Genomic DNA, 20,269 nt, shown 5'->3' with positions numbered 1-20,269 from the left:
GCCGCCCACGAACCGAAGGCCGCCTGACCCTCGACGAATCAACGACGGGAACCACTAGTCGACGGCTTCCCGTGAGCCGTCCGCAGCGGTCGTTGTGGCGGACGACGATCGCTGAAACGCCAGGTTGCCAGGAGCAATCACTTGGCCCCCTTGTAAGACGGGGGGCCGAGCGTGATTCCACCCTGCGTGATTGCCGTGATCGCGCGCGTGATTGCCTGACCAGCGGAGAGGCGATTCATCGTGATTCCTACGAGTCACACCTGAAGCTCGCGCCTCACTTTGAGCGGCGGCTGATCACGTGATTGCCCGGGCCACGGGCACTCGCGTCACCTCAGCAGGCAAGTGGGTGTGGTGGGGCTGCGCCTGGCCGCCCTCCCTCGTCGAGAGCGGCGAACTCATCCTCGATGACACCGACCTCGGTATTTGGGAGTCGTGCGCCCACATCGACGACTAGGGCGTCCTCCTCCGCTACCGCTGGCGTGTACTGCGGAGCGTGCGCCGACCTCGATGGATGGGCGTGCGACTGCGAGTCCTGTCAAGACGGTCGGGAGAAGGACCTGGGGGAGTAGTGCCGTTTGGTCAGGCCGCCGCAGGCGGCTCTTCAAGTCGGGCCGATGCGGGTCAGCCATCCGGCGCTCAGGCCACAGCCGGCACACTCACGTCAGTCATCGTCCTCGGCCTGTTGGGTCGCCGCTGCCTCCCGCCGCTCGCTGCCCCGCCGGGCGCGCACCTCGAGTTCAGTCCGGCTGATCGCCCGGTCCAGCACCGCCAGCATGTCATCAAGGTCTGAGCCCTCATCCCACTCCTCCTCGACGATGCTGCGCGCCCGCTGCATCCCTTCAACGACCCCATCCTCGAATGCGGCGAGCCCACTCATGCGCCTGAGTCTGCGAGCCGGCTCCGGCGGTCGGAAGCTGACGCGCCGGGCTCCCGCCTCATGTGAGCGACTCCGCAAGGGTGCTCCGCTGGAGTTCCAGTACCTCGCAGACCACGCCGACTGGTGCACGATGGCGTCAGAGGGCTTCGGCGCCGCCACCCGACGCCGCCGGCTGGCCGTGGTAGGACGGCATTCGGTCATCGGGAAGCACGGGGGCAGGCGCACATGGCGGTCAGCTGTCGGCACGGGTCTGGGCATGCTCGCTGAGCTCCACGGCAAGTTCGATCCCGACCGGCCCGAGACGGCCGACCGCAGCGAAGACCTGCTCACTTCCGCCGTGTTCGGTGCCGTGCGGCACCTGCCACGGGCGGCGCTCGCGGCGCTCTGTGCGGCGATCGGCCTGCCCGCCGATGCGAAGGCGGCTCGGGCAGCACGCATCCTGCTGTGGCCACAGGTGCCAATGCCGAAGTGGCCCGGAAAGGTCATCGAGCCCGATGTGATCGTCGTCGTTGGGCGTCAGCCGGTGGTCTTCGAGGCGAAGCTGCACTCGCCGTTCGGGCTGTACTTGGATCCGAACGAGCCGAGCGGGCAGCCGTTGCACCAGCTTGCGGTCCAGTACGCCGCGGTCAGCGCGTGGGCCGCCGGTGAGCGCCTGCTGCCGCCGGTGGTCGCCGCAGTCACCGCACCTCCACAGCGGCCGTCGATCGACTTGGCGCGCGCTTCGCACGACGTGACCCGTCTGTCTCGGGGCACGAGCGCGGATGTGTTCCGTTGGCTGCCGTGGTGGCGGATCGCCGAGGTACTCGACGGTCTGCCCGAGTTGCGCGTCCATGAGCGCACGCTCGTCGACGACCTGCTCAGATACATGGAGAAGAAGGGGGTACGCCGGGTGTTCACCGGATTCCAGGCCGAGGACTACTGGCTCATCTCGGCAGCGCAGCGCGTCGCCGGCGACCGGGTCTATCCGCAGGTCCGCACGTTCGTCGAGGACCTCGCCGCAGTCCTGGACAGCGACCAAATCGGCTGGTCCCAGCCGGGCTGCCGATCCATGTGGCTGCCCCTGGGCGCCTCCACCAGCAAGCCGACCGACTGCACGCGTGGCTGGCTGGGCGCGCAGTTCTGGCCGAAGGCGTGGCCGCAGCGGCATGGTCGGCTCGGCAGCAACCTCGCCCTCTACGTGCTTTTCGACTTCCTGAATCCCGCTTTGGAGGTCGGTTTGTCCATCCCGGGTCCGGGTGTCGCCGCCGTGCAGCCCGGATGGCCCGACCACCTCCCGAACCTCGTAAATGCCATCCACTAGGTGAAGCGGGACTACGAGCTCGTCATCGACTCCGGCGACGTCGCCCGACCGACGCGAGCCCACGATGCAGCGACCGTCGAAGAGGACTGGTTCAACGGCGCGATGGCGGCGCTGACCACCACCGCCCACCTGCGCGTACGGCGCCGGGTTGACCCGCTGCAGGCGACGGTGCAGCAGGCGCGTGAACTGCTGCTCGCCGTGCGCGACGACCTCGAAGGGATGGGGGAGTCGTGGTGGAACTTGGCGCGCGCGGTCGGGTACCTCACCCCTGACGACGCCCCCGCGACGTGACGGTGGCCGCGGCGCTGCCCGGGACACCGGTCCCGGACGCCGAGCTGTGCGCACTCGGGTTCGTCCCGCTCGAGCTGCGGTTCGCGGTCGACCCGGTTCCACTCGCGACCGGCATGGGGTGCTCCTGGACGACGCTCAGCGACGTCCCGGACGATCCAGGGCTGTACGCCTTCACGATGTCTGACGGTGCTGTCCAGCACGTCGCCTACGTCGGGCTCACCAGCCACCTGTGGATGGTGACGAAGGGGTACCTGCCTCGCTCGGGCGGCGCCCGCGGCGGCCAGCGATACGGCCGCCCGAAGCACGCTGGTGTCACCCGCCAGCGCGTCAACATCTCATCGCGGCCGAGCATGCGCTCGGCCGCCGGGTCCGTCATTGGGTCCGCCCACTGCCCCAGGCGGAGCTCGTCACCGCGGAGGAGGCGCTCATCACTAGCTGGCGCCTGCGTACTACCGGATGGAACCGCGGATAGTCCCGTTCTGGCCTACAGCCGCGGCACGTCCATCGACGCGGTGCCGCTGTCGACCGCCGCACTGGACCTCGGTCCGGAGTCGCGGAAGCGATGCCAGCGCTTCGGGTCTCCGGCCCACCAGGCCACGACGTCGACCGCCCGGAGCAGCGAGATCGGCGGATCGACTGCGAGCGCGGCGACGTCCTCGAAGAACCCCGGGTCCGCCTCGATGTCTGCCCGGACAGCGTCGGAGAAGACGAGGTGGAACTCACCCCAGGAGCGGCCATTCACCGGCGGGATCCGTGGCGTCTCGCCGTACTGGTAGACCTTCTCGACGTTGCCGTCCCACAGCGGGATGAGGTCCGGCCGCTTGCGATGCAGAACCTTCGACAGGATCGTACCCTTCGCGCCGGGGATCCCGCGGCGGTCGATCAGCGCGAACATGCGGCGCACGTGCTCGCGCTCGTTGTCAGTCGCATCGAAGACCGACGCCGCAGGCCGGATCTGGTCGAGCGACTCCTGTAGTTGCGGCCGGACCGCCTGCAGGCTCTCGTAGACGCCCAGGTCGAAGGGCTGGACGTTGAGCAGAGGTGGCGCCAGCAGGTCGGCGTCCGTCAGCGGCCCGAGCGCCCGACGGGCCTCGTACCGCTCATAGGCCGGGTGCCCCCATCCGGACCCGTCCGTGAGGTACTGCCGGGTGTGGTCGCAAGCCTCGACCCGAGGCACCCGGATCCCGCCCACACGCACTGCCTCCACGGCCCCGCAGGCTACTTGCGCTGCGCTGGCTCGCCCGCACAGTCCCAGGGGCAGGGGCGGGCGGTTGGGCTCCGACCGCTCGAAGGGCCCCCGGGGTGGTAGCCGGGGGCTCTTCCCTGGCGCTGATCACTCCTTCGGGTGGGCCCCATGCGTTCCCGCGGATTGTTCGAACGGTCTCGGTCGCCGCCTGCTGGCTACCACTTGGACCGGCTCTTCTGGTCCCCCGGTTCGCGGCAGAACTGGAGCTGCTGTGAGCACCCCTGACGACATGTGGGCCGGCTGGGATGCCCGCGACAAGGACGGCGGGCTCACTCAACTCCATCAGACACGCGCTGCTCAGCACGTTGAGCCGCGCCGACTGGCCCGTGACCCACTGGACTTCGACTGGATGCTCGCCGAGGCGCTCGTCCGGGAGAAGGCGAATCGTGAGGCTCGCCGTCTGCTCGACCAGGAGGAGACCGCAGCCGGTAGCGACCCGTACGCCCGGATGGTCGAGACCGAGGAGCGGAGGCTAAAGGCACGCCTGGAGGCCCAGGCACGAGTCGCCGAGCAGACGCAGGCTCGCCGGGAAGGCGGCGGCCTGGACGGGTTGGACCTCAGCCGGGCTGTGCAGGGGGGCGAGTTCCTGTTCGGCGCGGACGCGGAGCTCGAGCCCATCTGGGGTTCGACCGACCAGACGCTGTGGGCGGCGGGCGAGGCCGTGATGATTCACGGCCCGCAGGGCACCGGGAAGACGACGCTGGCGCAGCAGCTGGTGAAGGCGCTCCTCGGCCTGCAGCCCGAGGTGCTCGGGTTCGCGGTCGCGCCGACCCGCAAGAAGGTGCTGTATCTCGCTATGGACCGTCCGCGGCAGGCGGCGCGGGCCATGAAGCGGCTCTACGCGACCTGCACCGAGAAGGAGCGCGCCGTCGTCGACGAGCGTTTGGTCGTCTGGAAGGGGCCTCTACCGGCGCCACTCCTGAGCCATCCCGCATTGCTGCGGGACCTGGCACGCCACTTCAGCTGCGACGTCATCGTCGTCGACTCGCTGAAGGACGCCGTCGCGAAGCTGTCTGATGACGAGCACGGGTCGAACTACAACACCGCCATCCAGATGTGCCTGGTCGCCGGTATCCAGGTCTGCGACCTGCACCATCCGCGGAAAGCGAATGCGGACAACGCGAACAAGGCCAAGAGCGTCGACGACATCTACGGGTCGACGTGGCTGACCGCCGGCCACGGCAGCATCGTCAACCTCTGGGGCAAGACCGGTGACCTTGTCGTCGAACTGTCCATGCTCAAGCTCGTGAACGACGACGTCGGTCTGCTGAATGTCGTGCATGACCACGAGGCGGGTGTCTCTCAGGTGCAGGAGCAGTTCGACATGCTCGAAGCGCTTGTGCAGAAGGGAGCGCTGACGGCGGCGGCCGCGGCGGCTTTGACGGTGGACGCTCCGAAGGCGAATGACGTGGAGAAGGCGCGGCGGAGGCTTCGCCAGCTGGTGAAGGCCGGCCTCGCCGACGAAGAGGCCGGCACGCGTGGCGGCGCTCCCGGGGTGGGCGCCGCGGTCTGGCGCCCCACAGAGGACGGCCGCAAGGTCGCCGGTACGCAGAAGCCAACGACAACAATGAGTTCGGGTCGCGGGTTCGGGGGCGGTGCAGCCGCGGGCAGTTGGGCCTCGACAGACCCGTTCTGAGGCCCGGATGCCGGGGGCGCCGGAAGCTGCGCCCGGGTTGGAAGCCTCGCGAGTGTCCGTTAGGACGGGCCATCTCGCTGACCAACCTGGGCGCGCCCTGGTCCGCCGCTGCGGGCGTACGCGTCGAGTCAGCCGCGGTGGGGATGAAGAGGGCCTTCGCGACGAGGGGCGAGGCAGCGACGCGGGAACGCAAGGAGACCACGCTGCAACGTCGCGTGACGATGACGGGTGAAGATGGTTCTTCAGCTCATCCGCCTGCGAGGCCAGGCGCAACCGTTGGGAGGGCCCGTGGAGGGGTTTGCGGACAAGGTCGGCTTCATCTGGTCGATCGCTGATCTGCTCCGCGGCGACTACAAGCAGTCCGAGTACGGCAAGGTGATCCTGCCGCTGACCGTGCTGCGCCGGCTCGACTGCGTGCTGGAGCCGACGAAGGACGCCGTCGTCGCGAAGGCTGCCGCGCTCGCCGGAAGGATTGACAACGTCGACCCGGTACTGCGGCGGACGTCCGGGCAGAGCTTCTACAACGTCTCCCCGCTCACCTTCGGCAAGCTCCGCGACGACTCGGAGAACGTCGCCGCGAACCTCACGGCCTACATCGCCGGGTTCTCCCTGGGCTCCCTCGAGGCGATCACCCGCTTCGGCTTCGACGACCAGATCAAGCGCTTGGACGAGGCTGGCCTGCTGTACCAGGTCGTCGCCCGGTTCGCCGACGTCGACCTGCACCCGGACGCAGTCAGCAACCTGGCGATGGGCTACCTCTTCGAGGAGCTCATCCGGCGGTTCTCAGAGCAGTCGAACGAGACCGCCGGTGAGCACTTCACCCCCCGCGAGGTCATCCGGCTCATGGTCAACCTCGTCTTCGCCGAGGACTCAGATGCCCTTGCCGTGCCCGGGGCCGTGCGCACCCTCTACGACCCAGCGTGCGGCACCGGCGGCATGCTCTCGGTCGCCGAGGCATACCTGCGGGAACTGAATCCGGACGCCCGCCTGGAGGTGTTCGGTCAGGAGCTCAACGCCGAGACCTGGGCGATCTGCCGCTCGGACATGATGCTCAAGGGCCAGGACCCGACCCACATTCACTTCGGCAACAGCTTCACCGCAGACGGCGAGCCCGACGGCCGGTTCGACTACATGCTCGCCAACCCGCCCTTCGGTGTGGAGTGGAAGAAGATCGAGAAGGCCGTCCGCGACGAGCACGAGACCAAGATGTTGCGCGGTCGATTCGGCGCTGGCCTTCCGCGCATCAACGACGGCTCGCTGCTGTTCTTGCAGCACATGATCAGCAAGATGAAGCCGGTCGAGGCCGGCGGCTCGCGGCTGGCCATCGTCTTCAACGGCAGCCCGCTGTTCACCGGCGCCGCCGGCTCCGGCGAGAGCGACATTCGCCGCTGGATCCTCGAGAACGACTGGCTGGAGGCCATCGTCGGCCTGCCCGACCAGCTGTTCTACAACACCCCCATCACCACTTACGTGTGGGTGCTGAGCAATCGCAAACCCGACGACCGTGTCGGCAAGGTCGTCCTCATCGACGCCCGTGACCAGTGGGTGAAGATGCCCAAGAGCCTCGGCGAGAAGCGCAAGGCAATCAGCGAGGAACAGGTCGCCACCATCACCCGCTGGTTCACCGACGCGCTGCCGCTCGCTGACGGCGACCCGCACGTCAAGGTCTTCGAAGCCACCGACTTCGGCTACCAGCGCATCACCGTCGACCAGCCACTCCGACTGCGCTACGAGGTGAGCGAGGTCACCGTCGCTGCGGCACTGGCGAGCCGACCGGTCACGAAGCTCCCTGTCGACGACGCCAACGCGCCGGTCGACCAGACGCGGTTGCAGCGTGCTCTCGAGTCCCTCAGCGGGCTCGCCGGTATCGACAGGGCCGACGTGGAGAAGCAGCTGAAGAAGGCAGCTGCCGCCCAGGCTGTCGGCCTGAGTCCAGCGCTGACGAAGACGGTCGTGGACTCCCTCGCGGTCAGCGATCCCGACGCCCCAATCGTCACCGACCGCAAGGGCAACCCGCTGGCGGATCCAGACGCCCGTGACTACGAGAACGTGCCGCTATCCGACTCCATCGCCGGCTACCTGCAGCGCGAGGTCACCCCTCACGCACCCGACGCCTGGGCTGACCTCAGCAAGACCAAGATCGGCTATGAGATCCCGTTCACGCGCCACTTCTTCAGGTACGTGGAGCCGCGTCCTGTGACCGAGATCGACGCCGACCTTCGCCTGGCCGAGGAGAAAATCCAGCGCCTACTCAGCAGAGTCGCTCGATGACAGCCGTACGGCTCAAGGACATCGTCGCCATCAACCAGCGAGCGCTGCCTGACAGCTCTGCGTCGGACTTTGCGTTCCGCTACATCGACATCTCCTGCGTCAACCCGGACGGCAAGATCAGCCTGCCGGACAACAAGGTCACCTTCGACGCGGCTCCAAGCCGGGCGCGTCGCCTCGCTGCGCCCGGTGACGTCATCGTCTCGACGGTGCGCACGTATCTGCGCGCCATCGCCCGCGTGCCGACTGTGGAGGACCCCGTCGTCTTCTCTACCGGCTTCGCCGTGCTGACGCCGACCGCTCGCGTGGATCCCGGCTACCTGTTCTACCTCTGCCGCTCTGAACCGTTCGTGCAGGAGGTAGTGGCGCGTTCAGTGGGGGTCAGCTACCCCGCGATCAACGCCTCCGAGCTGGGTGACTTCCACGTCGATCTGCCGCAGCTGCCGCAGCAGCGCGCGATCGCGGCTGCGCTCGACGCGGAGACTGCGGTGCTTGACGAGATGCGAGACCAGCTGCTGGGGCTGGCCCGGCTGATCGGCGAGCGCAGGCAGGCGACGGTCACCGAGGCCCTGGAACGTCTGCACCCGACTGCCACCATGCGCCCGCTGAAGTACCTCGCCCGGGTGACCGTCGGGATCGTCGTGACCCCCAGCGCCTACTACGTGCAGAGCGGGGGCGTGCCCGCGCTCCGCAGCGCGAACGTCCGGCCGGGACGACTCGTCGATGACGAGGTGATCCAGATCAGTACCGAGGGACACGGGCTGCACGCCAAGTCCGCGCTGCGGGAGGGCGACGTCGTTGTGGTGCGCACGGGCGCGGGAACTGGTGCTGCGGCGGTCGTCCCCGAGCGATACGACGGAGCCAACTGCATCGACCTTGTCCTCATCCGGCCCGGTCGTCAGCTCTCGCCGGACTACTTGCAGCTCGTCATCAACGCAGACATCACGCGCCAGCACATCGCCAGGCACTCGGTCGGGTCAGGGCAGGCCCACTTCAACGTTGAGGCGATGAAGCAGATCGTCATCCCTATGCCGCCGCGCGCTGAGCAGGAGGCGGCGGTGCGGGCCGTGCAGCAGCAGCACGCCCTGCTCGACGAACTCCGCGAAGCCGTCAATGACCAACTGCAGCTGCTAGAAGAGCGTCGGCAAGCACTGATCACCACGGCCGTGACCGGCCGGATGGATGTCACGAGGGAGGCAGCATGAGTGCCGGGGTGCACACCGAGCGTCGGTTCGAGGACGCCGTCGAGGACCATCTCCTCAAAGTCGGCTGGGGCCGCGGGGATGTCGGCAACTACGACCGCAAGCTCGCGCTGGACACCGCGGAGCTGTTCGTGTTCATCGGGGCCACCCAAGTCAAGACCTGGAACGCGGTGGTGGCCCGCTATGGCGGCGACCCGAACCTGGCGCAGCGCGAGTTCGCCCGGCTGGTCGCCGACGAGCTGGACCACCGCGGCACCGTCGACGTGCTGCGCCGCGGGGTCAAGGTCAAGGGGCAGACCATCTGGTTAGCGTTCTTCGCGCCGGCGCACGCGCTGACCGAGGCCACGACCACGGCCTACGCCGCCAACCGGCTCACCGTCACCCGCCAGCTGCCCTACAGTCCCGACCATCACAACACCCTCGACGTGACGCTGTTCGTCAACGGCGTCCCCACCGCGACCGCGGAGCTGAAGAACCCACTGACCGGGCAGGACGTCGAGGACGCGAAGGAGCAGTACCGCCGCGACCGAGACCCGCACGATCGGCTGCTTAGCAGGCGGGCGGTCGCGCACTTCGCCGTCGACCCGGACCTGGTCTTCCTCACCACTCGGCTGGCCGGACCGAAAACCCGGTTCCTGCCGTTCAACCAGGGCAGCGGCGGGCCGGCCCTGCCCGGCGGCGCCGGCAACCCTCAGCCGGCCGACGGGTACGCCACGGCTTACCTGTGGGAGCGGGTGTGGGCCCGCGCCGCATGGATGGACCTGCTGGCCCGGTTCGTGCACGCCGCACCCGCAAAGGGCGGGGCCAAGCGCGCGGCGAAGGCCAAGCCGTCCCAGCGGGAGATCATCTTCCCCCGCTACCACCAGTGGGACGCCGTCCTGGCACTGATCGCGCACGCCCGCGAGCACGGCGCCGGGCACAACTACTTGGTCGAGCACTCCGCCGGGTCGGGCAAGTCGAACACCATTGCCTGGCTGGCGCACCGGCTGATGAGCCTGCACACCGCGGATAATCGCAAGGTGTTCAGCAAGGTCATCGTCATCACCGACCGGGTGGTGCTGGACAAGCAGCTGCAGGACACGATCTTCCAGTTCGACCACACCCCCGGCGTGGTTGCCCGGATCGACAAGCGCTCTTCGCAGCTGGCCGAGGCGCTGGCTGGTGGCACCGCGCAGATCATCATCACCACGCTGCAGAAGTTCCCGTTCGTCCTCGACCAGGTCGCCGGACTCACCGACGCAAACTACGCGATCCTCGTCGACGAGGCCCACTCCTCGCAGACCGGCGAGACGGCGAAGGCGCTCAAGGCCGTCCTCGGCGCCGGCGCGGTTGGCGCCGCCGACGACGAGCTGAGCGACGTGGTCCTGTCGGCGGCGGAGGCATTCGACGCCGCACTCGAGAAGGCTAACGACCCGCAGGAGGCCCTGGTTGCGTCGCTGAGCGCCCGCGGCCGGCAAGCCAATCTGTCGTACTTCGCGTTCACCGCCACCCCGAAGGGCAAGACGCTGGAGTTGTTCGGCACCCGCGTCGACGGCCCCGGCGGTGCGCAGCTGCGGCCGTTCCACCTGTACTCGATGCGCCAGGCGATCGAGGAGGGCTTCATCCTCGACGTTCTCCGCAACTACATGACCTACAAGACATACTGGAAGCTGGCCAACGCCGCGGTCGACGACCCCGAGGTCGACAAGGGGAAGGCCGCCGCCGCGCTGGCGAGGTTCGTCTCGCTACACCCGACGAACCTCGCGCAGAAGGCCGAGATCATCGTCGAGCACTTCCGCCGGCACACCGCGGCCAAGATCGGTGGCAAGGCGAAGGCGATGGTCGTCACCCGCTCCCGGTTGCACGCCGTTCGGTACAAGCAGGCGATCGACGCCTACCTGGCTCGTAAGGGCTACGCCGACCTGCACGCGCTGGTCGCGTTCTCCGGAAAGGTCATAGACGCGGAGACCGTCGGCGCCGACGTCGTCTACACCGAGGCCGGGATGAATGGCTTCTCCGAGAGGGAGCTGCCCGAGCGGTTAGACTCCGACGACTATCAAGTGCTCGTCGTGGCCGAGAAGTACCAGACGGGCTATGACCAGCCACTTCTGCACACGATGTACGTCGACCGCAAGCTCGATGGCGTCAAGGCGGTGCAGACGCTGTCCCGGCTCAACCGCACCGCGCCGGGCAAGGTCGACACGTTCGTGCTCGACTTCGTCAACACTGCCGAGGACATCGGTGAGCAGTTCAAGCCGTTCTACGAGACGACCATCGCCGAGCCCACCGACGACCACCTGCTGTACGCCTACGCCGATGAGATCGACGGCTACGCCGTAATCGCCGAGGCCGACGCCGACGCGTTCGTCGCGGCGCTGACCGGGACCGGCACCGGCACCGGCACCGGCACGCACGCATCCCTGTATGCCCACCTGGGCCCAGCCGTGGCGCGGTTCAAGGAGCTGTCGGTCGACGACCAGGACGAGTTCCGGCGACTGCTGACCGGCTACACGCGTGCCTACGCCTTCTTGGCCCAGGTGCTGTCCTACGGCGACCCGGACCTCGAACGGCTCTACCTCTACGCCCGCTACCTGCTGCTGCGCCTGCCCGGCCGACCGGAACCCACCGTCGACCTCGGCGACGACGTCCGCCTGTCTCACCTGCGGATCGAGGCCACCGGCCTGCATGACGTGTCCCTCGGCGGGGGCAGCGGCGACCAGATGCTCCCCGGGTTCACCGGTGAGGGCACCGGCCGGCAGCACGAGGCCGAGAAGGCGCGCCTGTCCAAGATCATTGACACCCTGAACGAGCGGTTCGGCACCAACCTGACCCAGGCTGACCAGCTGTACTTCGACCAACTGGAGCAGGCCCTCACCGAAGACAGCGAGCTGGCGGCGCAGGCCCAAGCCAACACGGAGGAGAACTTCTCCTACGGCTTCGAGAAGACCTTCGAGGGCGCAATCATCGATCGACAGACCGCCAACGAAGACCTCTTCCGTCGCCTGATGGACGATCAGGATTTCAACGGGCTGATCAAGAACTACCTGCGTCGACGCGTCTACCGACGCCTCACCGGGGAGGCAGAAACCGCCTGATGCACGCGGGCGCGCACCAGCGGCACCGCGGATAACCGTTGCAGTTCGAGCGAGAAGACAGTCGGTGGCTCGTCTACTTCGAAAGCCTCCGGGAACCGGTAGAGCCCGGGGGCTGAGCAGGTCGGTGGCCGCCAGCCGTGGGCGCCTCGGGGAGTGTGAAACCGGTTGTGCCCGCGAGGCTGGTTGGGGCGGGTCGTGCCACCGACGTCTGTGAACGTCCGGAGTCCCGAGTCCTCAACGACCGTCAAGGGGCTGTCGGTCGAGAGTCGGACGTCGGTGGAGGGCGTGAGGAGTGTCAGTCCAGGAAGGCCCAGGACTGTTCGCTGGTCACCACGGACTGGGTATGCCGCTGTAGCCGACGAGCGAACGCTCGATGACCGAAGCCCGCACGGGGGAGTCGGCCTGCAGCATGACTGCGCCCTCGAATCCGGAGCGGCGCAGGGTCTTCACGACGGCGCAGTCGATGTGTGCCCGTGCCTCTTCGTCGGACAGACGGAACGAATCGGCCGGCGGCAGGTCGGCCTGAGCCATGAGCGCATCCACCGGTGGCTCGTTCATGAAGTCGACCAGGTGGTCGACGACCAGGCCGCCCCATTCGGCCTCCTGCGCCAGGTCCGGCTGCTGACCCCACTCGAGGCCGTAGGAGGTGATGTCCAGCGCAGACACCCGCGGGTCGACCCGGTAGGGGAGGACCGCGCCGAGCACGTCGCCGGCGCGATTGACGACGTTGGTCGTCAGGGCCTCGGTAATCCAGCCGGCCTCGAGCGCGCCTTCTTCCTCGACTGCGCGCTGCATCTCCCCGGGTCCCCAGAGCTTCCCGGTTGTCGGGTTGCGCTCAGGGTCGGCGGCCTGCCAGCCCTCGACGGTGAACGACAGGATGTCGCAACCGAAGCCGACGGCGGCCAGTCGCGCGGCGTACAGAGCGTCGTCGCGGTTCACCCGTGCCGGCGCCAGCAGGACGACGGGCTGCGCCCCCCGCCAGCCCTGAATCACCGGCGAGATGTCGGTAGCCCCACGCGTGGGGTCGTGGGTGTCTCGAACTTGCGCCTCCTTCAGGCGCCGGGCTCCACGGACGGCGTGCTCGAGGGCGGCGGACAGGGCACTCACTGGACGGCCGCCTCATCGCCGGTGGTGACTTCGGCGACCGCGGGCAGGGGGCCCCGGTCCGTTTCACGCATCTTCATGTGTCCTCCACTCGTGGGTTGGGCTTGACGAGCGGGGACCGTGCGAGGCCCGGCAGGGGCGACATGGGGATTGCCCACGTCCTGACCCGAACGAGTGAAGGTCGCGTTGACACAGCTGCAGATGGGCTGGGGGGAGGAGCGTGATGCTCCTCCCCCCAGCGGTGTTCATGCCTCGGTCGTTCCGGGTCGCAGCGCCCGGGTCGCCTCCTGCATTTGGGTCAGGAGGGAGGCCCGGAGGCCATCGGCCGTGCTCCTCACCTTCGCGAGGGCGCCTTCCGCGGTTGACACGTGCTTGGTGACGTCATCGAACCGGGACAACAGGTCGAGCGCGTGACCAACTGCGGTCTTCGCCTGGCCAGCGTTCACGGCGCTCTCGCCGTCGTCAGCCGCAGCCGAGAGGAGCGCCAGCTCCCGGACGACCGCCAGCACGAGGTTGAGCAGGCCGTAGTCGTCGGCGGCCACCACCCACGAGTTCGCGTCGACGCGGGCCCAGCGCCCAGGCCCCGGTACGCCCTCCGGCGTAGGGACGACGGCCAAGGCCGCATGGGCACGGCGGATCCGTCGTGCTTCGGCGAGCTCGTCGCGGTACTGCCGCATCGTCAGGGCCTTCTGCCGCCGTTTGGCCTCCACGATCACTACCGGGTGGGTGCCGGTCATGACGCGAATGAGGACGTCCCCGGTCTTGCGGGTGCTGGACCCGGGAGCAGGCCGGGTCCCGACATGCTCGACGACGTCGCCGCTGGCCTGGCTCCATCCGGCCACCGCCTCGGCGACGGCGTCCTCCCAGTCCTTGCCGACGGTGTTCGAGTTCTTCTGGGCGGCGGCGTGTCCGGCCTGTTGGGCCTGGACGAGAGCGCGCACCGTGGCGAGTCCCTCGGTGAGTTCGCGTCTTGTGCCCTCCATCGTGGCGGTGAGGTCACGGCGAAGGGCGGCGATCGGTGAACCGGGGTTCTCCGTGGAGACGACCGCGCGCACCTGCTCGCTGTGCAGGGCCACCACCCGTTCCAGGGCGGTGACGGCCTCGGCCTGAGCCGTGGCGGCGGCCTTACGGACGGCCTCTTGGACGTCGTTCGCCCCGCCAGCCAGTGCGGTGGTCAACCCGCGTTCGATCTGGAGGGGGAGCCCGGCCAGAGCTGCGGTGGCCGCCTCACGGGTGGCCTGCTCGGTGGTGTCGATCCGCCCGAGCAGCCCGTCCAGCTGGGCAACGGTGCTCGCCGCGCGCGCCTGCATAGCCTCGTCGAAGCCGGCGAGGACTCGCTGCATTGCGGCGGTGGTGTCACCGGTGCTGCGCTGCAGTCCGGTGGCGACCATGCCGACGACGACGGCGGTGGCGACGGTGTCGGCCAGTGCGGACGGCCCGTGCTCGGCGAGTTCGCGCCGGGCGATCGCGACCGTTTCCGGGTGGGTGACCCGGATCCGCGAGATCTCGACAGCGTCATCGGTGACGCTGACGGGGTCGACCCGATGGTCGCGCTGTGCGGGGATGGCGGTCATCGCGCCATCCCCAGGCCGACCAGCTGCCTGATCGAGTTCGGCAGGCCGTCGGCGAGCCGCCGGCAGACCAGGCAGTCGGCTGTCGGTGTGGACCGGTCACCGGGGTGCTCGGCGTCCAGCAGCGCCAGATGCAGATCCGCCTCGATGGCGTGCCACATCAGCGGATGCCTGGAGTCCAGAGCGTCCTCGAGGGCGGCGACAGTGTCGGCCAGCTCGGCGTGGTCGTCGGCCCCGCCGTGCGCCTGTGCGGTGATCAGCCGACCGCCCAGTGCCCACCGAAGGGTGAGCAGGCGGTGCAGGTCACGGCGGCGGTGCGCCAGATCGGCGGTGCGCCGCCCAGGCAGCGGGCGCAGGTTGATGGGTTGTGATGACACGTGACCCCCATGGGTCGCGCGGCGCGGAGGACAGCCCCCCGCAAGTCCCGCGGGGTGGCTCTCGTCCACCACGGGGCACAGTTGCGGCGCCGATGGCTGACGCAAGGGCAGTCACTGACCCGCGTCAGGCTGGTGTTCGCGCGCCCACAGCAGGCCCACCAGGCCGCCGTTCCACACCTCCTCGGCCCAACCGAGCAGCTGCTGCCAGTCGGCATCGGTGAGGGTCGTCGGGCCGCAGGTTTCGTAAATCGTGTCCAACGCAGTCCGGGCCTGGGTGCAGAGCAGCCACGACGGCCTCGAGCAACTGACCTCCAGCCGGCTGCACGGACAGTGGGTGCCCTCGACGGTGAGCGAGCAGGCGAGGCAAGTCGCACACACCACGGTCGTCGTCAGTGCCAGCGGGCCCTCGGCGGGCAGCTGATCACGCACGGCGTTCAGGCACACGTCGTCGCAGACCATGACGTGCGCGCCCCGGGCGTCGATGGGAATGAAGAGCACAGGGAGCCCCCACGGGCGCGGCCGACGACCCGCCGGCGGGGACGGGGCTCACCAGCACCGCGGGAGGACACTGCCGTCGCGGTCCCTTGCTGCATTCGTCATGGGGATTGCGTATGCGGGTGGTTCCCGAAGCCGAGAGCCTCCACAGGCGGCAGCGCCAGCGGAGGCTTCGGGAAGCGACATACCTCAGTGCACGTGCCAGCCCTCGAGAGTCTCGAGGCCGCACTCCGTGCCGGGGATGGGGTTGTCCTCGTCGTCCAACTCGAGCAGGTCGATGACGATGCGCCCGTTGCGGGCGTTCAGGTACAGGCCGCCCACGTGGAAAACAGCACCGTTATCGTTGACGACGGTTCGGTGCAGCAGTTCGAGGGCGTTCATCCTCTGGATGCGCACGCCTCGCGGCCGGCCGAGGATGTCCTCGGCGATGCGGCGTAGCTCGGAACCCATCGTCCAAGCGTCACTGTGGGCAGTCACCCGGGACTGGCCGTCCCCATCGCGAGAGATGACGGCGAAGAGGGCCCGACCTCCCTCGAGTCGCTCGTGTCGGCTCTCCACCCAGCGGTTTCCGCGGCGGATGGTCTCGGGGTCGGGGGCCATGCTCGTGAGCACGCCGACCCAGAGCGGGTCGTCGACGACGAGTGTGCCGCCGAGAGCGGCGTCGGCCAGCCGCGTGTGGATGGCCTCGAGGATGGTGATTCGGTCTGTCACGGGTCTCTCCTGGGGTGTGGGGTGCGGACGGCCCGGACAGTGCGCTCGTCGGAGGACGACGCCAGTAGGTCTCGAGTGACGTAGAACACCGCCTTCCGCGGGGCGCTGCCCCGGAGGATGCCGTCCGCTGCCGTGGCATTGACGCCCACGACGGCCCGGCGACGTCCGCTGGCGGCTACCCCTTCAGAGGGACCCGTGGTTTACCTGCTTGACGGGAGTCCGCACGGCCGGACCGGTCCCCGCATGACGCAAACCACCGTGACCTCGCGCCCACCCCGTTCGCCTCGCCCGGGGCGCATTCACTCCGTCCGAGCAGGCTCGGCCACTCTGGTCAACACACTGACCGCCCAAGCGGCGCGCTATGAGGGGCAGCGGTCCCCGCGCCAGCGATTCGCCAGTCTCGAATCGGTGGTCCTGGCCTACGGCCGCCGCTTCACCAAGGTGCGCATTCCCGTCGGCCACGAGCTCGGCCCGATGAGGCAGTGCTACAACAACGCGTTCCACGCGGTCGTGGAGAGCCTGGGAACAGCGGACCAGCTGACCTACTGCGAGGGATTCGCTCTCCCAGCGTCCCTGGAACTCGCAGTCGAGCACGCCTGGGCGGTCGACGCTGCCGGACGGGTGATTGACCCGACGTGGGATGACGCTCCGCGGTGCGGCTACGTCGGCGTACCCCTCACCCTGGCCCACCTGATGAACCGAGACCAGTTGGACTTTCGCGACCCGCTCGGAGTGACGTTGGCCGACCTCAAGCGCGACGGACTTCCAGCGTCCGCGCTGGCCTGACCTCATCGCCCTCCTGCCCACCGCCCTGTCCTGGTGCAGCCTGGACTGGGCGCGACGGGTTTCAGCCTGCGGTCGAGGCGATCGCCAGGGGAACCGCCGGTGCCGCCAGCACCGTCTGCGCGACCGACCGGAGCGACCCCCTCGCCGCCACCCGGGTGACCGGGGCGGCGTAGGCCGGCGGGAAGACGATCGCCGCCCACTTCGTGTCGGTGACGTTGGGAGCGCGCCAGCAGGTGCTGCAGAGGACGCCGTAGCCGCTGGTGGCGACCTCGGGCAGCAGGACGACGACGTCGCACCGGCCGCGCCGGCACCCGTGGGGACAGGCGATGATCCGGACGCGCTTCTTGCGACGGTCCGCGTAGGCCAGGTACTGCGGCCGGTCGAAGCTGAGCCCCTGGCGCTTGGTGGGCACGACGAACTCGCGGATGGCGTCGGGGGAGACGGCGCAGTGCCGCGTGATCGCCGCGATGTCCAGCCCCATGCCGCAGGTGTAGGGGGCCGGCTGCCCGAGGGTGGCGACGAGCTGCCGGACGAGGGTGGTGTCGTCGGGACAGGCAGCGTTGTGCCACTGCAGCCCGGCGTCGAGGTAGGTCGCCGCCACGTGGGCCCGCCAGCCGGCGGAGTAGGCAGCCAGCTGGGGGAGGGTTGTCCCGGTCAGCTGGGCGTACAGCACCTGGCGGACCGCGGGGAGCGGGTGATCGACGAGCGAGCACTTGGCGCCGCGGGCAGTCACGCCGTGCTCGGTCAGCCAGGGCATGACGTGCTTGGTGAACAACGTCTTGCGACTGAGGTCGTCGGTGACCAGGTCATCGACCGGCATTCCCTTCGCGAAGACGGCCTCGGCGGTGCCGGCCCGACCGCCGGACTTGCCGGCGCGACGATTGCCGGCGCTGTCGCCACGGGGCCGCACGTCGCGTACCCGCCCGCGGACCGGCAACTCGACGTGCCCCTGGGGTAGCACCGGCACCCGGAGCGTCACCTCGTAGTCGATCCAGCGGCCCTGGTTGTCCTGCTCGGGCCACGCACGCCAGCCGTGAAGCTGCTTGTCGGCGAGCTCGCCGAGGACGGCGAGGCCGATGCCGTTGTTGGTGGCCGCGCGCCGCAGACCCGCGACGAGATAGGCGATTGTGGACAGGTTTGTCTCGACGTTCCGCTCGTCGTCGGGCAGCTGCTCGTGGAGGGCGGCCGCCTGCTCCCGCAGCCTCTCGGCCTCCTGGCGAGACCTGCGTGCCCGCTCGGTGTGGCGGGCCGCGTCCCGGCGGTACGCCCGGGCCTCCTCCATGTCACCGTCCTCCGCCGCAAGCGAAGCGGTGGTCCGGGCACCGCGGGCGGCCTTCTCCGCCTTCTCCGCCGCGTCGTCGGCCGCCTGCGCCCGGGCCAGCAGTCCAGACCGCAGCCGCTGGGTCTGCTCGGCCAGGTCGACGTGCAGCACAGCACGCACCGGGGCGAGGATCGCCGGGTCGATCTGCGCGGCAACGGCCTCGGTGATGCGATGTGCGACGTCGCCGCACAGGATGTCGAGGTTCAGGGTCCCGGCGACGGACTTCTTTGGGTCGCTGAGCTGCTCGGTCCACCCACGCCGGTGCGTCGCGCCGGGCCGGGGCCGTCCGTCCCCCTCGGCCCGGACGAGGAGCACGAGGTTGGCGCGGCCGTTGTTGTTCGCTCGGGCGATGAGAGTCGCCTCCGCATCGTCCGACAGCAGCCAGGCGCCGAAGCCCTGCAGTACCCGCCGCTCCGGGCGACTGACGTGTGCCTGGCCACCGGTGCGCTTCCGGGGCGCACGCAGCGAGCGCAGCAGCCGCCCTCCGGCCAGACGCAACGTCTCGTCCGGGATACCGAAGCGGATCAGCTCCGCGCCGGTGCTCGGGTCGACCGGCCAGGGCCAGCGAGCCTCGACGTAGAAGACGCCGGTCTCGTCGTAGTCATCGGCGTAGCGAGGGGTCAGTCCGGCGAGTTCGAGCCCCCGTTCGCGTATGTCGTTGACGATCGCGCGCAGCAGCACGCCGGTGCGCACCAGCTCCGGCCGGGCGATGACCAGCCGCTGCTCGTAGGTGAACAGCTGCGCCGGGTCGGTACCGGCCTCGTACGCCAGCACCTGCTCCTCGCTCGGTGCCGTCGGCCGTGGCACGCCGGTGGGCCAGTGGCCCTGGAAGACGGTGAGTGCCGCGTCGTACATCCGGATGCGATCGCCCAGGGCGTCGGTGAAGGTCAGGTCGTAGCGCTGGCCGCTGCGCCGGCGGATGCCGCCGTCCTTCTCGAGCTCCGCGAGCTTGGTGCAGATCGACTCATAGGTAGCCCCCTCGGCGTGCAGGCTGTAGACCTCGGCCAGCGCCGTCGCATCGGCGACCGCCGCGACCGGGACCAGGCCCTGCCCCTTGACCCGGCGGGGACGGCCGCGGCCGTCTTTGTCGAGGGTCCAGCCATAGGGCATCTGGTCCTCCGCCAGCGCCGCGCCGCCGGCCAGCATGGCCGTCAACCGGGCGCCGAGCAGTTTCTTGCGGCGCTCGGGGTCGTCCTCAGAACCCACCGCGCCCAGCAGCTTGAGGCTGGTCCGGTCGCCCTTCTTCGCGAGGTTGTAGACGACCCCACCCAGGCGCATGGAGATTCCGCGCTCGTGGTGTCGGCGCATGATGAGACCCCAGTTGACGTTCTCGCGCGCCGCTCGCGTGACGTCGTCGGCCCACCGGCTCACCCGCAGCCCGCGCAGGTGGTTGGTCACCGCCAGGACCAGCGCCGTGAAAGCATTTTCCGAGTCGCCGTCGGCACGCTGGATCTGTCGCTCCACCGCCGACAGCTCGACCCGGAAGAACACCGTCCTGCCGATCACCACGACGGCGACGACCGGCCGACGGTCGGTCAGGCTGTGATGGATGTCGGCCAGGCTCAGCCAGCGGATGCCGTAGGCGATCCCGGCGGAGGGGCTGTCGAATGCCGTGGAAGGCAGTTCGCGGTAGGCGGCGACGTCCGGGTCGTCCGGGTACAGGGCGCAGTGTCGCGCGACCTGGCTCTCGATCCCGCTGCCGTCCTGCACGCTGTACCGGTCGTAGTGCACTTCCTCAGCGTCACGCGCGACGTCCAGTACATCGGCCAACGGCCGGTAGACCTTCTGCGGCGTGTACAGCGACTCCAGTCCTGCCATCGTTCCTCCTTCGTCGAGACGGCGGGCTGCACAGTGCGCGCGAGGTCCAGCAAGGCAATCGGTTTGCTGAAGAAGTTGGCGATGGTCGAAACCAGCGCCGAGTCCTACGAGAGGGAGACTTCACTGGGGGTCGCCCGGACTTTCGCGACGAGCGGCGTCAGAGCGTCTGGGGACAGCACGGCGAAGGCTTCC

The 20,269-nt window shown here is 69.1% G+C and carries 15 protein-coding genes; 7 read left to right on the top strand and 8 right to left on the bottom strand.

Going from position 1 to position 20,269, the window contains the following annotated elements:
• Positions 1 to 661: 661 nt before the first annotated feature.
• Entirely contained in the window at positions 662 to 877 is a 216-nt protein-coding gene (locus tag IN07_RS01335; protein WP_036332772.1) for a hypothetical protein, read from the bottom strand.
• 256 nt (positions 878 to 1,133) lie between these two features.
• On the opposite strand from IN07_RS01335, the gene IN07_RS01330 reads away from it, so the two are divergent.
• Positions 1,134 to 2,177 carry a hypothetical protein gene (locus tag IN07_RS01330; protein WP_036332770.1) on the top strand — a complete coding sequence of 348 codons (1,044 nt, stop codon included), beginning with the start codon at positions 1,134 to 1,136 and terminating at the stop codon, positions 2,175 to 2,177.
• Positions 2,178 to 2,468: a hypothetical protein gene (locus IN07_RS01325; protein WP_036332768.1), complete on the top strand. Its 291-nt coding sequence runs from the start codon at positions 2,178 to 2,180 to the stop codon at positions 2,466 to 2,468.
• A 484-nt stretch (positions 2,469 to 2,952) separates the two neighbouring features.
• On the opposite strand, the gene IN07_RS01320 is transcribed toward IN07_RS01325, so the two are convergent.
• Positions 2,953 to 3,660, bottom strand: coding sequence for a DUF6308 family protein (locus IN07_RS01320; protein ID WP_036332766.1), 708 nt, complete (start codon positions 3,658 to 3,660; stop codon positions 2,953 to 2,955).
• A 265-nt stretch (positions 3,661 to 3,925) separates the two neighbouring features.
• Between IN07_RS01320 and IN07_RS01315 the strand changes: the two genes are divergently transcribed.
• The 4 genes from IN07_RS01315 (at position 3,926) to IN07_RS01300 (ending at position 11,894) form a co-directional block, all read left to right on the top strand.
• Positions 3,926 to 5,350, top strand: coding sequence for an AAA family ATPase (locus IN07_RS01315; RefSeq protein WP_052090476.1), 1,425 nt, complete (start codon positions 3,926 to 3,928; stop codon positions 5,348 to 5,350).
• Between the two features lie 288 nt (positions 5,351 to 5,638).
• On the top strand, positions 5,639 to 7,621 hold the full coding sequence (locus IN07_RS01310) for a type I restriction-modification system subunit M (protein ID WP_036332763.1): 1,983 nt from the start codon (positions 5,639 to 5,641) through the stop codon (positions 7,619 to 7,621).
• Positions 7,618 to 8,823: a restriction endonuclease subunit S gene (locus IN07_RS01305; RefSeq protein WP_036332761.1), complete on the top strand. Its 1,206-nt coding sequence runs from the start codon at positions 7,618 to 7,620 to the stop codon at positions 8,821 to 8,823. The genes IN07_RS01310 and IN07_RS01305 overlap by 4 nt, the downstream gene beginning before the upstream one ends.
• Positions 8,820 to 11,894 carry a type I restriction endonuclease subunit R gene (locus tag IN07_RS01300; RefSeq protein ID WP_036332759.1) on the top strand — a complete coding sequence of 1,025 codons (3,075 nt, stop codon included), beginning with the start codon at positions 8,820 to 8,822 and terminating at the stop codon, positions 11,892 to 11,894. The genes IN07_RS01305 and IN07_RS01300 overlap by 4 nt, the downstream gene beginning before the upstream one ends.
• Before the next feature lie 327 nt (positions 11,895 to 12,221).
• On the opposite strand, the gene IN07_RS01295 is transcribed toward IN07_RS01300, so the two are convergent.
• The 5 genes from IN07_RS01295 to IN07_RS25040 form a co-directional block, all read right to left on the bottom strand.
• On the bottom strand, positions 12,222 to 13,001 hold the full coding sequence (locus IN07_RS01295) for a hypothetical protein (RefSeq protein ID WP_036332757.1): 780 nt from the start codon (positions 12,999 to 13,001) through the stop codon (positions 12,222 to 12,224).
• A gap of 242 nt (positions 13,002 to 13,243) precedes the next feature.
• Positions 13,244 to 14,572 (bottom strand): hypothetical protein, encoded by a 1,329-nt coding sequence (locus IN07_RS23685; protein WP_052090474.1) that lies wholly within the window; start codon positions 14,570 to 14,572, stop codon positions 13,244 to 13,246.
• Complete coding sequence (locus tag IN07_RS23680; protein WP_052090472.1) at positions 14,569 to 14,946, bottom strand: hypothetical protein; 378 nt, start codon at positions 14,944 to 14,946, stop codon at positions 14,569 to 14,571. Before IN07_RS23680 ends, IN07_RS23685 begins: the two co-directional genes overlap by 4 nt.
• A 111-nt stretch (positions 14,947 to 15,057) precedes the next feature.
• Positions 15,058 to 15,444: a hypothetical protein gene (locus IN07_RS01280; RefSeq protein WP_036332752.1), complete on the bottom strand. Its 387-nt coding sequence runs from the start codon at positions 15,442 to 15,444 to the stop codon at positions 15,058 to 15,060.
• Positions 15,445 to 15,630: 186 nt separating this feature from the next.
• Positions 15,631 to 16,152 (bottom strand): hypothetical protein, encoded by a 522-nt coding sequence (locus IN07_RS25040; protein WP_036332751.1) that lies wholly within the window; start codon positions 16,150 to 16,152, stop codon positions 15,631 to 15,633.
• 408 nt (positions 16,153 to 16,560) lie between these two features.
• Between IN07_RS25040 and IN07_RS01270 the strand changes: the two genes are divergently transcribed.
• Positions 16,561 to 16,938 carry a hypothetical protein gene (locus IN07_RS01270; RefSeq protein WP_036332749.1) on the top strand — a complete coding sequence of 126 codons (378 nt, stop codon included), beginning with the start codon at positions 16,561 to 16,563 and terminating at the stop codon, positions 16,936 to 16,938.
• A gap of 61 nt (positions 16,939 to 16,999) precedes the next feature.
• Here IN07_RS01270 and IN07_RS01265 read toward each other — a convergent pair whose 3' ends face one another.
• Complete coding sequence (locus IN07_RS01265; RefSeq protein WP_156118989.1) at positions 17,000 to 20,077, bottom strand: hypothetical protein; 3,078 nt, start codon at positions 20,075 to 20,077, stop codon at positions 17,000 to 17,002.
• Positions 20,078 to 20,269: the final 192 nt, after the last annotated feature.

It is taken from the genome of Modestobacter caceresii, assembly GCF_000761485.1.
Lineage (GTDB): Bacteria > Actinomycetota > Actinomycetes > Mycobacteriales > Geodermatophilaceae > Modestobacter > Modestobacter caceresii.
The sequence above is the reverse complement of the archived record's forward strand: the minus strand, read 5'-3'. Positions and strand labels throughout refer to the sequence as shown.